Origin of the sequence: Streptomyces sp. DH12 (assembly GCF_020873895.1) — a bacterium.
GTDB lineage: Bacteria > Actinomycetota > Actinomycetes > Streptomycetales > Streptomycetaceae > Streptomyces.
The window spans coordinates 1-828 of record NZ_JAHWGT010000190.1 but is presented as its reverse complement, the minus strand read 5'-3'; the positions used below and the strand labels follow the sequence as shown (position 1 = coordinate 828).

At 75.0% G+C, this 828-nt stretch carries 1 protein-coding gene; it reads left to right on the top strand.

The window, feature by feature from the left end; all coding sequences use genetic code 11:
• Window positions 1-27: 27 nt before the first annotated feature.
• On the top strand, window positions 28-828 hold an 801-nt coding region (locus LPA54_RS33430; protein ID WP_306806577.1), incomplete at its 3' end, for a zinc ribbon domain-containing protein.

Sequence of the window (828 nt, the reverse complement as noted above, 5' to 3'; positions counted from 1 at the left end):
GAGGACGACACGGAACCCCTTCCCTCCGTGCCGTCCGCAGCCGCCGAACCGCCGCGCGCCCAGGGGGATGCCGACAGCGACGCGTCCGAGCGGGCCCGCTCCCTCCTCGTCCCCATCGCCGACAGCGAACCCCGCGAAGGCCCCGAGGACCCCGCCGTCGCCCCCGTCCTTCCCGGCCGCACGGCCGCCCGCCGCCCCCAGGTCCGCGCCGTGGGCCCGCAGGCGGACGCGGAGGGCGGCGTCCCGTGCCCCTGGTGCTCCACCCCCAACCGCCCCGAACGGCACTTCTGCGCGCGCTGCGCCATGTCGATGACACGGGGCGAGGACGCCCCGCGGCGCCTCCCGTGGTGGCGCCGTATGTTCGCCGACCGCAGCGCCGAGTCGGCGTGGGCGGGTGAACGCCCGCGCCTGCGCCGGGGGTTCGGCCGGGTGTGGAACTGGGTGGTCGGCGCCGTGGTGATCGGTCTGGTCGTCGCCCTGGTGATGAACCTCGGCACGATGATCCAGGCCACCCGCGACCACTTCGCCAAGCGCGCCCCCGTCGGCCCGTCCGCCGTGAAGGCGTCCCGCTCGTACACCGGGCACGGCGCGGGTCTCGCCTTCGACAAGCTGAACAACACCTGGTGGGGGCCCGGCATCTCGCAGGCGGCCGAGGGCGAGTGGCTGGAGGTCACCTTCGACCAGCCGACCCGCCTGCTGGACCTGGTGATCACCCCCGGCACCTCCACCCGCGCGGACCAGCTGTCGGAGTCGGCCCTCCCGCGCCGTATCGACGCGCAGATCACCCTCGCCGACGGCGAGAAGATCACCCGTACCCTCACCCTGGAC